Here is a 14196-nt window from a genome sequence, read left to right as displayed (position 1 = left end):
CCCGGCTTTGCTGTTCTACGCCTTCTATGTGGTCGGGATTTTGTGGTTTGTTTCCGCGCCAGCTTTGGCAGGGGACAAATCCCTGCTCTGGGTTGCCGGAAACGCCGCGATCCTGGGCGCATTGGCGTTTGGCACCTACGAATTCACCTCGCTTGCCGTCACAAAGGGGTGGAGCTGGCATATGGTGGTTGTGGATGTGACATGGGGCACCGTGATGACCGCAACATCAGCAGCCGCAGGCATCGCGATCACCCGCGCTCTACCGCTTTAGTTCAGCGATTTCGCAATTGTCCGGATCGTCTACGCCGGTCACTTCTTCCATCACATACCCGTGGCACACCAACGCGACATGCGCGTGGGGCAGGGCAAGCAATGCGCGGCGTAGCTCCGCCATGCGGGCACGAAACAACTCGTCGGGCTCAACCGCGACACCGATGTCATTCTTTTCGCCCTGATATCCCCAAGGGTTCGGTAAATCGTCAAATGACAGCTCTGGAAAATCCTGCGCCAACAGATCAGCGGAGCGCCCAACATCGCAGCTATGTTCCTGGTGTTCCTGTGCAAGTGGCCAAACCTGCGGGATCATGTCCGGGAAACCCAGTCGCGCGGTTTGGATCGCGCGGGTCAATGGCGAACAATAAAGATGCGTGATACCCAAATCGCGCACCCGGTCCCGCAATCCAATCGCTTGCGTTTGACCTTTCTCTGTCAACGGCGCGTCCCAAATCAACGGGTCGCCGTCGCCCGTGTAGGCTGCATTGAATTCAGATTGACCGTGGCGGATCAGGTAAATGCTCACTGCAGAGGCTCCAATTTGTTCACGCCCACTGCGCCCGCGCGCGCAAGGGCTGGATCAAGGGTCATCGGTATAAATTCGCCACGACGCCACAAGACGCCAAGATCGTCATAGTGCCGCGAGATCGGATGCCCCGATTGCCCCGTCGACATCACAAAAACCGAACTTTCGGGGTCATCAAAGTCATAAACCCCGCGGTAGCCCGCCGCATGCACGTTTTGGAACGGATCCGGCCCCGAGCCGCGGGTCTTGCCACGCAGCAACGTGTTGTCACCACCTGATGTCGACTGGCGAATATTCACGAACCAATTCAACACTGGAATCGTGCCCAAAACCTGATGATCATGCGTCGCTTCATGCGCGTCGCCCCAGCGCCAGCTTTCGATATTTGGCCCGTATTTTTCGGTGAGCCACAACACCGCCTCATCCAACGCCATCCGCGCTGTATCAGTGCAAGTCTCCACGGCGGCTGATTGAACCACGTCGCACCAGACCGCAGCGCCGTCGATATCACGGTAAACCCGTTCAATAAACAAGGGCGAGACATGTTTGAAATCGGAACTGAGCGGGCCAATCTCGTCGCGGATCAACCGCTGCTGCAAGCTTCGCATCCAAGCGGCGTAAATTAGCGGTTCGGGCAAATGTTCCGACATCTCACCATTCCAACTGGCCAGCAATTCTAGCGCGCGCTGTCTTTGCCGTTCGGGCGTACCGTCTGGGGCGGGCTCGCCGGTGAACCAAAGGTCCGCTGCCACCAATGGCAGCAACGACCGCGCGGTAAACGACACTGTGTCCAGCTGCGCTTCGATAAAACTGTCGCGCGTATGGACCTGCCGGTTCTGCATCAAACGCCGCCAGCGTTGCACGCGTTGCGTGTCACCGTAAGCGTAGCTGACGTGGTCAGGGAAAGGGCGGTCGACCATCTTGTTATTGGTGTTGCCAACAATGCCGCCCGGTGGGTCTACAAATAACGGATTGGTCGCATCCGGCATCACACCCTGCCAACGGTTCTCGGCCAACCATCCGGGCGACGGGATCCGGCCCCGCGATTGATGATTTGGATTGCGGCGCGGGATGTAGCCGATGGTTTTTATGGCGATCCGGTTGCTGTCTGCCAGTGTCAGATTTTGTGCCGGAGCTACATGGTCGGCTGTAGCCGCAATCATCTCGTCAAGATTGCCCGCCATCATCAGTTTCAACCCGGCCTGCATTGACGTGTTGGTGTCCGTCAAAGCTGTCCAATTGACCGACGTGACATGGCCCGCTGGTGTCACACTGCCAAGCTCGGAATGGTAGTCGGGCAGCACAGGGCCGTTTTCTGTCCAGCGCAAGGTAATCGTAACCGGGGCGCCTTCGGCGACCGAAATGATCGACTGGCGGGTTCGAAATGGTTTGTAGCCATCCGGCGTCAGGTATTCATTCGGGTTGTCGGGGTTCAGCTTCTCGATATGGACATCTTGATCATCGACATAGGCGGTGGTGGTCCCCCAGCCCGTGGTTTCGCTACGACCGCTCAGAACCAGCGGGATACCGGGAATAGTGCCGCCAATCACGCCACCGGAGGCAAGCTCTAGACGCGCCAGATACCAAATTGATGGCGCGGTCAGACCAAGATGTGGGTCATTGGCAAGGAGGGTCCCCCCTGCCGCCGACCGTTTTGGCGCAGCGGCAAAGCCGTTCGATGCCCCGGCGAGTTCATGCGCTTTGAACGGCGACAGGGCGGCCACAAGCGGATCCGCCTCCCTCTGAAACGGTTTGGGCGACGGGAAGCTTTCTTGCGGAAATAGTGCGGCAAAATCCAACGCTGCAATGCCTTTAGACGGATCATCTGGCAGCAGGTCGCGTACCCGTTCCGCAGGCAGCAATAAAGAGGCGCGTGCGCGTGTAACTTCACGGCCCAGACTGCCGGTCAGTTGTACCGCCATAAGGTTGATCACGGCCAAACTGTCTGCGGGTTGCCAAGGCGCAATTTCAGGCGAAAATAGAAAGAACTCCGGCGCACCGCGCCCCAGGGCGTCGCTGTTAACCGTACGGATCCAAGCGTTTACCCCGTCCGAATAGGCAGTCAGCATCGCACGGGTGGGCGCGTCTTGGGCCGCCACCGACCGCTGCGCGTGCCCGTAAATGTCATAGCGACGCAATAGCTCGTCTGTGCGGAGCGTTCGTTCACCAAACAACTCAGACAAGCGCCCTTGTGCGGTGCGTCGCAGCATTGTCATCTGCCACAAACGGTCCTGCGCATGGGCAAACCCCAGCGCATAAAACACATCGGCATCACTGCGCCCAAAGATATGCGGCACACCGGAATTATTGCGTACAATCTCGACTGGGGCGCTCAGACCCGGCAGTTCAAACGACGCGTCATAATCAGGCAACGAGCGCGAGGCGAGGTAGTAAAACACCAAGATCGCGAGCCAAAACAGCAGCACCAATGCCAAAAATAGCCGCATCGACCATTGGAACACCTTTGCCATGTTTTGCCCTGCTCTTGACCCTTGGTGTTCGGTGTATCATCCGTGTCTGGCGAAGTTCAATCAAACAGCGAGGCGCGACATGGCGAAAGTAAGTTTTCTGGGGCTGGGGGTCATGGGCTACCCTATGGCAGGTCATTTGGTGAAAGCGGGCCATGACGTTACGGTATATAACCGGACCACGGCGAAGGCGCAGGCCTGGGTGTCTGAACATGGCGGCGCAATGGGCACCACCCCGCGTGAGGCTGCCGAAGGCAGTGACTTCGTTATGGCCTGTGTCGGCAATGATGACGATCTGCGCGCTGTCTGTTTGGGCGAAGACGGCGCTTTGGGCGCTATGAACGCTGGTACGGTTTTTGTCGATCACACCACGGTGTCGGCCAAAGTTACGCGGGAGCTATACACAACCGCCGACGCGAAACAGGTCAGCTTTGTGGACGCCCCTGTTTCAGGCGGTCAAGCAGGGGCGGAAAACGGCCAGCTGGGCGTGATGTGTGGCGGTGATGCCGGCGCATACGCCCGCGCCGAGCCTATCATCGACGCCTATGCCAAAGCCTGCAAACGGCTGGGCGAAAGCGGGGCAGGGCAGTTGACCAAGATGGTGAACCAAATCTGTATCGCCGGGCTCGTTCAAGGCCTATCCGAAGGCCTTCACTTTGCAGAAAAAGCAGGGCTCGACGGAAAAGCCGTGGTTGAGGTGATCAGCCAAGGGGCCGCCGGCTCCTGGCAAATGGCGAATAGGTTTGAGACGATGCTCGACGGCGAATTCAACCATGGTTTTGCGGTCGACTGGATGCGCAAGGACCTTGAAATTTGTCTGGATACCGCTGATGAAAACGGCGCATCTTTGCCCGTCACTGCGTTGGTGGATCAGTTCTACAAAGAGGTCCAAAAAATGGGAGGTGCCCGTTGGGACACCTCCGCGTTGATTGAACGGCTTAGAAAGCTAGACTAGGCGCGCTTGAGACGGCGCAACGCGCCGAACCCGCCCAGACCTGCCAGCAGAAAGGCCAAGCTGGCAGGCAGCGGCACCGGTGCAAGAAACGCGCTCGCACCAAAGTCTGATGCCTTGAGCGATGTGTTATTCGCAATCAGGCTGGCCATTGTCATGCCGTCAAAATAGCTGTCCCAGCGGGTATCAAACAACAGGCCTGACGTTGACCGCAACTGTTCGAACTGCAGCGCCCACAAGGCCTTACCAGTCTCGCCAAGGTAGTCGCCGGGATCACGCTTTTCAGCAAAAAGGGCGACAAGCAGATCGACATTGCCCGTTGGATACAGGTCGATCAGGTCTTGGCTCAGCAAATCTGTCAAAAGCGATGGGGCAAAGCCCAGCGCTTCGCGGACCGCCAGAAAATCAGCCAAGCCATGGTCGCGACCGCGGTTGATATTCGTCGCAAGTAAATCGATCAGGATTGTTTGACCAAAGCCGTTAACCTGCCCATTGCGCAGACCATCAGTAACATTTGTATCAACCGCCGCAGCTTTGAGCGTGCCCGCGCCGTAGAGCATTTCATCCAGGCTGGCTCCGCCAACACAGGTGCGGCTGAACAGGCAATCTTCGATTTTGTCTTCACGCATCGGTCCACCCGGCAAACCAGCTGTGATCGTGTCAGGCACTTGGGTATGGCCAATGCGTCCTGCGGCTGCGGTGAATTCGTTCAGCACCGCGGCTGGTCTGTTCAGCAGGCTCGCGTCGGGGATCAGTTTTGTAAGGTCAGCCTCACCCAGAAAGATCGGCAAAAATTCGTCATAGAAAATCTTTTCCTGAGTGGCAGCGACGATACCGCGTGCGCCTTGGAAGATTTCTTCACCAGAACAGTCACGACCCTCGGCGGCGCAGCCCTGTGCGATCACCTCGGCCAGACGGTTGTGTTCTTGCACGAACAGAACATGCAGCGATTGCAGCGCGACATTTTCGTCGGCGCGTACGTCACCGGCTGTGGGGCGCCCCCCAAATTCAGGCAACCCACCATCGGCACTGGTTTTCATCTTGCCGGTTCCATCAAGGGTCCGCAGCATGTCTTCGCGCGTTTTGTTGCTGCCATAAACGGTCGAGCCGTCGAAGGCTTGCGTGACATCATTGAGCTGTTCGCGCGGTGTGCCTGCGACGCCCGTACCGGGTGCGGCCGTTGAACGTTGTTGAAACATAACAGGCGTGCCGCTGCCGGTTTGTGCAACCGGATCGCTTGGGTCGACGGCTATGGCGATAGAGTTCGCGGGCCCCGCATCGGTGGGCGATTTTGCGATTTCGTGACTGGCGATCAATTGCGAGAAAGCGACCGCCATATTTGACAATGGTACTGCGTCGGTTTTCTTGAATTTGACGTCGGCAAGCGCGTTCGAAAGGGCGCGCGGGTTGGGTGCTTGCGCATTGCCGGGGCTGCCAATGCCGTCATCATAGGCCGAAGGAGCAACTCGTTCGAGCTGCGTGAGTGCCGAGGTCGCAGGCAGGTTTGGACCGGCTGGAACGCCGTTCGCGACCGCCTCAAAGTAAAAGCTCGGCAACGTCGCGGCTTGTGCAGCCGTGCAGATCAGCGTAGCGGAAGCGCTCGCCAACAAAACAGATTTCACTACGGATTGGGTCTTCATCAGGACAACCTCACACTCATTAAAAACACTGGATAACGACCCGCTCACGGGTTTGTGATGAGAAGATTGCCTAGAAAAAGTCTTAATTCAACGGAAAACGATTGGATGCGTCAAAATAACCTGACGCATCCTCAAATTGTTCGAAAAACCGGCCAAATCCGTGCAGATTAAGGCAATTGCCTAAAAACTAAGGGATAATCCGCGTGAATTTATTGCCTTCGATTGTGGCTCCGGCAATCAAACCGGCCTGACCAAAAATCACAGCAATCACCGGGCTAAGCGCCGTCGTTGTGTCCACACCCAGATTTCCAGCCTCATTCGAGACCACATATTCCGCATCCGCGCCAAGTGTCCAACCGGGCGACCGACGGAAGTCAGCAAGTGCTTCTTCGGTCATGAAGAACAATGCATTCGAATATTGCTGCGCGCCCAGCTGGAAGCCAAAAGTGGCAGAGGTGGTCGAGTAGTAGTCAACCGTTGTATCATTGATCCGCAGCGCACCACGGCCGTAGGACCCACCGGGGCCGATCAAACCGACCTTGGAGACGACCGGCATCATCAAGACCCCAACCGCTTTGCTTGCCAGATCCTGCGTCCCGGGAATGTTGGTGTACATGAAGTTAAAGGCTTGATCGACACGAGCGTCGATTTTTGCGCCCCCCTGGCTGCCTACACCATTTCCGCAGGCCGCAAGCCCGCCCAAGGCTGCGCCAGTGAACACAAAATTGCGCCGTGAAAGGCCCGATGAAATTTTACCCATGATATCCGCCCGTATTTTACTTTATGACTGCTCTGTCCATTGCCCGCGTTTCGCGGTGCATTGGGGATAACTTAAGCCATAAACACAGCGCTGTCACGGAATTTGCGCGCTAAGCCGCTCGGCGATAGGCAAGCTCCCGCGCAATTGCATTACCCTGCAAGCAACCGAGCCGCTTTCGGTGCAAAATAGCTCAGCACCCCATCACAGCCGGCGCGTTTAAAGGCCATCAGACTTTCCATCATGACGGCGTCGCCTTCCAGCCAGCCATTTTGCGCCGCGGCCATCAACATCGCGTATTCGCCGGAGACTTGGTAGGCAAATGTCGGCGCGCCAAACGCGTCTTTAACATCGCGGCAAATATCCAAGTAAGCCATGCCCGGCTTCACCATTACCATATCCGCGCCTTCATCCAGATCGCGCGCGACCAACCGCACCGCTTCGTCGCGGTTGGCAGGGTTCATCTGATACGTCTTCTTGTCGCCCGTCAGCGCCCCGGACGCACCGACCGCATCGCGGAATGGGCCATAGAAAGCGGACGCATATTTCGCCGCATAGCTAAGGATCGCCGTATCTGTGTGGCCCGTGCCTTCAAGCGCATCTCGCATCGCGCCGATCCGGCCATCCATCATGTCGGACGGCCCCAAGATATCCGCGCCTGCCTCAGCCTGCGCCAGCGCCATCTTGACCAAAGCCTCAACGCTTTCATCGTTCACAATCACGCCGTCACGCACAATGCCATCATGCCCGTTGATGTTATACGGGTCGAGCGCGACATCCGTCATCACCGCGACCTCAGGCACTGCATCTTTAATCGCCTTGGTGGCGCGGTTTGACAGATTATCGGAGTTCCATGCTTCCTCGCACCCTTGCGTTTTCAACACGGGGTCGGTGTAGGGAAACAGGCAGACCGCCGGGATGCCCAATGACTTGGCTTCTCGTGCGGCCTCGACAATCAAATCCACGCTTAATCGCTCTACACCTGGCATAGACGGCACCGGGTCCCGCTGGTTTTGACCACCGGTGACAAACATCGGCCAGATCAGGTCGGCGGGCGTTAGTGTGTTTTGCTGCACCATGGCCCGCAGCGCCGATGTTCGTTTGGTGCGTCTGAAGCGCGTGGCGATCTGCTGCGTCATCTTTTGGTCCATTCTCTTTACGTTAATTGTCTGCGTGCCATGTTTTTCGTAGCGTCTCAAGCGCACAGAGCTCTGGCACTCAAGAGCCGTGCCCGCTAATGTGCCCCGGTGCGAACAGACAAGATCAGCCAAGAGGCACCCGAAGTTTGGATTTCTACGTAACGGCTTTTGAGCTGATTGACCTGCGCTCCTTCTCCAATTTGTGGTTTTGGATCATGTTGGCCGTGTTTTGGTCGACGGCCTCGCACTACGTGTTGGGGGTGCCATTTGACATGGTCAGCCGCGCGGCAAAACAGGGCGGTCAGGCGGAACAGGATCTGCAAGACTTGGTACGGATCAATGCGAACCGGCTGACCTATATCGCAGATGAGGCGGGCACCTGGCTGACCGTTTTCGCCGCATTCATCGTGACTGTTTTGGTGGTCAGCGGTTTTTTTCATGGGGTGGAGTTTTGTCAGGCACTAACCTTGATTCTTGTGCCGATGCTGTTGATCTTTGCGCTGTCAATCTACAACGCGCGTAAGGCTAAGCATCTACGGGGCGAAGAGCTGTTCCGCATCTTGCGCAGGCACCGTGTCACGATACAGGCAATGGGCATGGTGGCGATTTTGGTCAGCTCAATGTGGGGGATGTACGTCAATATCTCCGCGGGCGTGCTCTGAGCGCTTGACCTGACGGCTCGGGGGCGTATGTCAGCGGGAATGTCACAGCCTCTAGATCATGTTACCATTTCCGGCGCGCCCGAAGGGTTCGATGCCAAGCTGATCCTGAAGGAGTTGGAGCGCACAGACGCGCATATCCATGTGGCCCGCGATGACCGAAGGTTAGCCGCGATCCAAAGCGCGCTTGCGTTTTTTGCTCCGGGCATTCCCGTGTTGACCTTCCCGGCTTGGGATTGCCTGCCATTTGATCGCACTTCGCCAAATTCAGATGTCTCGGCAACCCGCATGGCAACGCTTGCAGCGCTGTCGCAAGGTGTCGCTGGCCCATTCATTTTGCTGACAACGCTGTCGGCCGCAACCCAACGCGTTCCCGCCCGCGCCATTCTGGAGCAATCAAGTTTCACAGCCGAGGTTGGCAAAACCGTTGATGAGGCCGCATTGCGCGGCTTTTTGGTTCGCATGGGCTTTACCCAAAGCCCAACCGTTATGGAGCCCGGCGATTACGCCGTGCGCGGCGGTATCATTGACATCTACCCGCCCGGCGAAAGCGGCCCGGTTCGGCTCGATCTGTTTGGCGATGTGTTGGACGGCGCGCGCCGCTTTGATCCAGCCAGCCAGCGGACCACCGAAAAACTGACCCGTGTGGAACTTGCGCCAGTTTCCGAGGTCATCTTGGACGAGGCATCGATCACGCGGTTCCGCCAGAACTACCGGATCGAATTCGGCGCAGCGGGCACTGATGACCCGCTTTATGAAGCCGTTAGCGCAGGGCGCAAGCATCAAGGTATCGAGCATTGGCTGCCGTTTTTCCACGACAGGTTGGAACATCTTTTCGACTACTTGCCTGAAGCGTCGATCAGCCTTGATGATCAAATGACGCCGGCGCGCCTATCGCGTTGGGAAACGATTGCCGACCAATACGACAACCGCGTCGAGGCGATGAAGTCAAAAGCGCGGATCGACACGGTCTATAAACCAGTCCCACCCGGCTTGCTGTATCTTGATGATGCGGCGTGGGAGGCGATGGTGACCGACCGGCGCGTTCTGCAATTCGCGATCTTGCAGCAAGCAACCGGCCCGGGTGTCACAGATGCGGGCGGGCGCGACGGGCGCAATTTTGCGCCAGAGCGTCAGTCCGAAAACCTAAATCTCTTTGGGGCCTTGGCGGACCATATCGACAAGCTGCGCGCCACAAAACCTGTCGTCATCGCCAGTTTTTCCGACGGTGCGCGCGAACGGCTCACCGGGCTTCTGGCCGATCACGATTTGCATGATGCCAAGCAGATCAATTCCGCGCGCGACATCACACCCGGTGGCGTCCACCTGACGGTTTGGGGGCTTGAGCAGGGTTTCGTCACGCCCGATCTGGCCGTCATTTCCGAACAGGATGTTCTTGGCGACCGCTTGATACGCGGTGCACGCAAGAAAAAGCGCGCAGAGAATTTCCTGACTGAGACGCAATCGCTCAGCCCCGGCGACCTGGTGGTCCATGTCGATCACGGCATCGGACGGTTTACCGGCATGGAAACCGTGACTGCCGCTGGCGCGCCGCATGAATGCATTCTGCTCGAATATGCGGGCGGTGACCGGCTGTTTCTACCTGTCGAGAATGTCGAACTGCTCAGCCGGTATGGGCATGAAGAAGGGCTGCTCGACAAACTGGGCGGGGGCGCATGGCAGGCCAAGAAAGCACGGCTCAAGCAGCGCATCAAAGATATGGCAGACCGCCTCATCAGGGTGGCGGCGGAGCGCGAATTGCGACGCGCCCCGATCCTAGAACCCAATGACGAGATGTGGGAGGCGTTCTGCGCCCGCTTCCCTTACGAGGAAACCGAGGACCAACTCACGACAATCGAAGCTGTCATCGACGATCTGGCCAAGGGCCGCCCGATGGACCGGCTCGTTTGCGGCGACGTGGGCTTTGGCAAAACCGAAGTCGCGATGCGCGCCGCCTTTGTAGCTGCCGCTGCCGGATTGCAAGTCGCGGTGGTCGCGCCCACCACGCTGCTCAGTCGCCAGCACACCCAAAGCTTCGCGGAACGCTTCCGCGGGTTCCCACTAAACGTCAAACAGCTGTCGCGCTTTGTTGGCACGAAAGAAGCCGCACAAACCCGCGACGGGATCGCGCGCGGCGAGGTCGATATCGCCATCGGCACCCACGCGCTTTTGTCTCAGCAGGTGAAGTTCAAGAACCTTGGGCTACTGATCATCGATGAAGAACAGCATTTCGGCGTGCAGCACAAAGAAAAGCTCAAGCAGATGCGCTCTGACATCCATGTGCTAACATTGTCCGCCACACCAATCCCGCGCACGTTGCAGCTAAGCCTGTCGGGCGTGCGTGAGCTTTCTATCATTGGCACGCCCCCGGTCGACCGGCTTGCCATCCGCACCTATGTGTCCGAATTCGACGCCGTCACGATCCGCGAAGCGCTGTTGCGCGAACACTATCGCGGCGGGCAAAGTTTTTACGTCGTGCCGCGCGTCGCCGACCTGCCTGACATTGAAGAATTCCTCAAAGAGCACGTGCCGGAGGTCAGCTATGTCGTCGCCAATGGTCAGATGGCGCCGGGCGAACTAGATACCCGTATGAACGCGTTTTATGACGGTAAATATGACGTGTTGCTGGCCACAACGATTGTTGAGTCTGGCATCGACATTCCTACCGCGAACACAATGGTGATCCACCGTGCAGACATGTTCGGGCTGAGCCAACTCTACCAAATTCGGGGCAGGGTGGGCCGATCTAAGACCCGCGCCTATGCCTATCTGACGACCAAGCCGCGCACAAAACTGACCCCCACTGCGGAGAAACGACTACGCGTGTTGGGCTCGCTCGACAGTCTTGGTGCGGGCTTTAACATCGCCAGCCAAGACCTTGATATCAGGGGCGCAGGCAATGTTTTGGGGGAGGAGCAATCCGGATCGGTCAGGGAAGTCGGCTATGAGCTGTACCAATCCATGTTGGAGGAAGCGATTGCCAAGATCCGCTCCGGCCAGATGGAAGGCCTGACCGAGGCAGATGATCAATGGGCGCCCACCATCAACCTCGGCGTGCCAGTCTTGATCCCAGAAACCTATGTCAGCGATCTCGACGTGCGGTTGGGCCTTTATCGTCGCCTGTCAAACCTCACCACCAAGGTCGAGTTGGAAGGTTTCGCGGCAGAATTGATTGATCGGTTCGGTACATTGCCAAAAGAGGTCAATACGCTGCTTCTGGTCGTGCGCATCAAAGCGATGTGCAAGCGGGCAGGGATTTCCAAGCTGAATGCCGGGGAACGTGGCGCGACAATAGAATTCCACGAAAACAAATTTGCCCGTCCCGAAGGCCTTGTCGAATACCTGCAAGAACCAAGCAATTTGGCCAAGATGAAAGACAATAAGGTCGTGGTGCGTCGTGACTGGAAGAAAGATGCCGACAAGATCAAGGGTGCTTTCGCAATTGCCCGTGATCTTGCCGAGAAGGCCGGAAAATTCAAACCGGCTAAGAAAGCCAGCTAGACGGCGCCCTCATATTCGCCCCGTGCCGGGTAATTATTTGCAATCGCGAAGTCCAAAGCACCCAGCAACTCATTGAAATGCGGACGCACGAACGGCATCGTTTGCACCGACATGTAGTAGAGGGTTTGATCCGAGTTCACCAAGAACAGACCTGGTTCAGAGAAAAGCGCGGGTTCTTCGATACCAATCGACGTTTTGCCGCGAGACGTGGAAATATAGAGCCCCCAATCGCGGGCCTCGCTCAGCGGCAAATCATAGGCGTAGCGCAATGTGTCGCCGCCCACTTTGTCTTTCATCGCTTGCGCGCGTTCTTGGGTGTCGGATGATACTGCAATTGTATCGACGCCACGTTCGGCGAATTCGGGTGTCAGGCGCTCTAGCTCTTTGAGATAGGTCGCGCAGATAGGGCAATGCAACCCGCGATAGAAGCACACGACCGTGCCGCGTTCACTGGTGGCCGATGACAGATCAAACGTGCTGCCGTCCAGCATGGGAAGTGTCAGATTTGGGGTTTTCTTGCGGGGCATTAACATGGCACCGGTCCTTTAAAATGAGTTTATCAAGTGCTTCTAGAGTCAAACAGAATGTCGCAACATGCAGTTTACCGCACACCACCTGTGCGTCGCTACTGCATCCCGCGCCTGACCACCCAGAAGGCAAGTGCCGAGAGCAGCATGATACCCCCCGCAAGCGGGATTGCGGTGCCGTTGAAAAGCAACCCCAACGGGGCGGCGATCAGCACTGACAGAACCGTTGCAATCGACCCCATAACGGATGCCGCCAATCCGGCAATATGCCCCACCGCCTCCATCGCGAGCGCGTTAAGATTGCCGATGACAAATCCGACCATGAAAAACACAGATGTGGTCCATGCAACAAAAGCCCAAAACGGCAATCCAACCGATAACCCAAGCGCTAGGACACAAGCCGACAGCAAGACCTGTCCGCCTAGCCCAATCTCGACCATCCGACGCATGCCCAGACGTATCACCAGCGAGGCGTTCAAAATGCTTGCAGTCCCGCCGACCAATGCGATCACGGCAAACCATCGCGGGAAATTGTCAGCACGCGCATAAGTCACGTCAAAAATTTGTTGGACCGAGCTAAGCACGCCAAAGAGCATCCCAAAGGTCAGCACCTGCGCCGCGACAGACAGTGTGAACACGCGATGATTGAAGCAGGTTTGCGTCGCATCCCACAATGCGCTCAGCTTGAGCGAGCGTCTTTTGTCACGCGGAAGTGTCTCGGGCTGGCGGATCGTCAGCCAGCCGGTTGAAATTGTGCAAAACACAATGCAGGCAACAAAAATCCCGCGCCACCCGAACCCGTCAATGATGACCTCACCCAGCAAGGGCGCAATCGCCGGGACCAGTGTGAAAATAAGCATGGCGTATGACATGATTTGCGCCATACGGCGGCCTTCATAAATGTCACGAATGATCGCCATCGCGACGATCCGTGGCCCCGCCACGCCAAGACCTTGTAGCGCCCGTGCGGAAAGCAATTCCGTCAACGTGTCTGCCTGCGCGGCCCAACCGGCACCTATCATATACACGGCCGCACCGACCAAAATCACAGGTTTGCGGCCAAAACGGTCGGACAAGGGTCCTGTAAAGAACGTCCCAACACCCATACCCAACACGAAGGCGCTGATCACCAGCTGCGCACGGTTGCGATCCAGCGGGCTGACCTCCTGCGCGATCTCAGGCAAGGCGGGTAACATCGCATCAATAGAGAACGCAACCATCGCAAAATTAAGCGCAATAATCGCGATAAACTCTGGCGTTTGCAGGCGTTTGGCTGCGGTCACGATGCAGACCTTTTCCAATAGAGCGCTCCTGCGGCGCACCAAATCAGGATTTCCAGCAAGAAGGTCCAATGCGCCATGAAGGAAAGAACATAGTGGCTATGAGTCGGTTGAACCTCGAACAGGTGAAACAATTGATGGGAAAACGGCCAAAGCCACATAATCTCACCCACAATCGTATCTAAACACAGATGCAAAAACCACGCCGCGAAAAAGACAAGCACCGCTTTCCGCACTACTCCTTGCAACCAGACGATAGTCGGCGCGGCAACAACTAAACACATGACCAAGAAACCCGGGGCATGCACCCAATAGCGATGGTGGTGGATGGCACGGTCATCAACGAAGAAAAACCATATCAAATCCAGATCAGGCCACGCGGCACCAATTATTGCCGTCAAAATCAACGGCCATGTTCTTGGCCGGATCAGATGAGACAGAACATATCCCGAAGGAAGATGGGCTGTGATCACC

Annotated in this window: 12 protein-coding genes; 4 read left to right on the top strand and 8 right to left on the bottom strand. The window is 57.1% G+C overall.

From position 1 onward, the window contains the following. Window positions 1-7: 7 nt before the first annotated feature. Window positions 8-271 (top strand): DUF2177 family protein, encoded by a 264-nt coding sequence (locus ACZ1G7_RS02470; protein WP_472662036.1) that lies wholly within the window; start codon window positions 8-10, stop codon window positions 269-271. Here the strand turns inward: ACZ1G7_RS02470 and ACZ1G7_RS02465 are convergent. Together ACZ1G7_RS02465 and ACZ1G7_RS02460 are read right to left on the bottom strand one after the other, a co-directional pair. Beyond that, window positions 260-799, bottom strand: a complete 540-nt coding sequence (locus ACZ1G7_RS02465) for a histidine phosphatase family protein (protein WP_472662035.1) — start codon at window positions 797-799, stop codon at window positions 260-262. The two genes, ACZ1G7_RS02470 and ACZ1G7_RS02465, sit on opposite strands and share 12 nt — an antisense overlap. Beyond that, window positions 796-3270, bottom strand: a complete 2475-nt coding sequence (locus ACZ1G7_RS02460; RefSeq protein WP_472662033.1) for a penicillin acylase family protein — start codon at window positions 3268-3270, stop codon at window positions 796-798. Before ACZ1G7_RS02460 ends, ACZ1G7_RS02465 begins: the two co-directional genes overlap by 4 nt. Window positions 3271-3349: 79 nt before the next feature. Here ACZ1G7_RS02460 and ACZ1G7_RS02455 point away from each other — a divergent pair, with 79 nt between their 5' ends. Continuing rightward, entirely contained in the window at window positions 3350-4222 is an 873-nt protein-coding gene (locus ACZ1G7_RS02455) for an NAD(P)-dependent oxidoreductase (RefSeq protein ID WP_472662031.1), read from the top strand. On the opposite strand, the gene ACZ1G7_RS02450 is transcribed toward ACZ1G7_RS02455, so the two are convergent. From ACZ1G7_RS02450 to hemB, 3 genes are all read right to left on the bottom strand, one after another. Continuing rightward, window positions 4219-5859, bottom strand: coding sequence for a peroxidase family protein (locus ACZ1G7_RS02450; RefSeq protein WP_472662029.1), 1641 nt, complete (start codon window positions 5857-5859; stop codon window positions 4219-4221). The genes ACZ1G7_RS02455 and ACZ1G7_RS02450 overlap by 4 nt on opposite strands. 187 nt (window positions 5860-6046) lie before the next feature. Continuing rightward, window positions 6047-6619: a lipid-binding SYLF domain-containing protein gene (locus ACZ1G7_RS02445; RefSeq protein WP_472662027.1), complete on the bottom strand. Its 573-nt coding sequence runs from the start codon at window positions 6617-6619 to the stop codon at window positions 6047-6049. Window positions 6620-6768: 149 nt separating this feature from the next. Beyond that, window positions 6769-7755 carry a porphobilinogen synthase gene (gene hemB, locus ACZ1G7_RS02440; protein ID WP_472662025.1) on the bottom strand — a complete coding sequence of 329 codons (987 nt, stop codon included), beginning with the start codon at window positions 7753-7755 and terminating at the stop codon, window positions 6769-6771. A 146-nt stretch (window positions 7756-7901) separates the two neighbouring features. Between hemB and ACZ1G7_RS02435 the strand changes: the two genes are divergently transcribed. Then, window positions 7902-8417 carry a component of SufBCD complex gene (locus ACZ1G7_RS02435; protein WP_472662023.1) on the top strand — a complete coding sequence of 172 codons (516 nt, stop codon included), beginning with the start codon at window positions 7902-7904 and terminating at the stop codon, window positions 8415-8417. A gap of 39 nt (window positions 8418-8456) precedes the next feature. Then, window positions 8457-11915, top strand: coding sequence for a transcription-repair coupling factor (mfd, locus tag ACZ1G7_RS02430; RefSeq protein ID WP_472662021.1), 3459 nt, complete (start codon window positions 8457-8459; stop codon window positions 11913-11915). Here mfd and ACZ1G7_RS02425 read toward each other — a convergent pair. The 3 genes from ACZ1G7_RS02425 to ACZ1G7_RS02415 form a co-directional block, all read right to left on the bottom strand. After that, window positions 11912-12448: a peroxiredoxin-like family protein gene (locus ACZ1G7_RS02425; protein WP_472662020.1), complete on the bottom strand. Its 537-nt coding sequence runs from the start codon at window positions 12446-12448 to the stop codon at window positions 11912-11914. The two genes, mfd and ACZ1G7_RS02425, sit on opposite strands and share 4 nt — an antisense overlap. A gap of 92 nt (window positions 12449-12540) precedes the next feature. Then, window positions 12541-13662 carry a multidrug effflux MFS transporter gene (locus ACZ1G7_RS02420; protein ID WP_472663649.1) on the bottom strand — a complete coding sequence of 374 codons (1122 nt, stop codon included), beginning with the start codon at window positions 13660-13662 and terminating at the stop codon, window positions 12541-12543. 59 nt (window positions 13663-13721) lie between these two features. After that, complete coding sequence (locus ACZ1G7_RS02415; protein ID WP_472662019.1) at window positions 13722-14195, bottom strand: metal-dependent hydrolase; 474 nt, start codon at window positions 14193-14195, stop codon at window positions 13722-13724. Window position 14196 lies beyond the last annotated feature (1 nt).

It is taken from the genome of Litoreibacter sp. JB4-2 (genome assembly GCF_055693445.1).
Note: the sequence above shows the minus strand (reverse complement) of the source record. Positions and strands in the feature narration are given on the sequence as shown.

What these genes read in the sequence shown, in the direction of transcription:
- ACZ1G7_RS02420 (WP_472663649.1), bottom strand. Translation starts at nt 13,662, where the DNA reads ATGGTTGCGTTCTCTATTGATGCGATGTTACCCGCCTTGCCTGAGATC.
- ACZ1G7_RS02425 (WP_472662020.1), bottom strand. Translation starts at nt 12,448, where the DNA reads ATGTTAATGCCCCGCAAGAAAACCCCAAATCTGACACTTCCCATGCTG.
- ACZ1G7_RS02455 (WP_472662031.1), top strand. Translation starts at nt 3,350, where the DNA reads ATGGCGAAAGTAAGTTTTCTGGGGCTGGGGGTCATGGGCTACCCTATG.
- hemB (WP_472662025.1), bottom strand. Translation starts at nt 7,755, where the DNA reads ATGACGCAGCAGATCGCCACGCGCTTCAGACGCACCAAACGAACATCG.
- mfd (WP_472662021.1), top strand. Translation starts at nt 8,457, where the DNA reads ATGTCACAGCCTCTAGATCATGTTACCATTTCCGGCGCGCCCGAAGGG.
- ACZ1G7_RS02460 (WP_472662033.1), bottom strand. Translation starts at nt 3,270, where the DNA reads ATGGCAAAGGTGTTCCAATGGTCGATGCGGCTATTTTTGGCATTGGTG.
- ACZ1G7_RS02445 (WP_472662027.1), bottom strand. Translation starts at nt 6,619, where the DNA reads ATGGGTAAAATTTCATCGGGCCTTTCACGGCGCAATTTTGTGTTCACT.
- ACZ1G7_RS02450 (WP_472662029.1), bottom strand. Translation starts at nt 5,859, where the DNA reads ATGAAGACCCAATCCGTAGTGAAATCTGTTTTGTTGGCGAGCGCTTCC.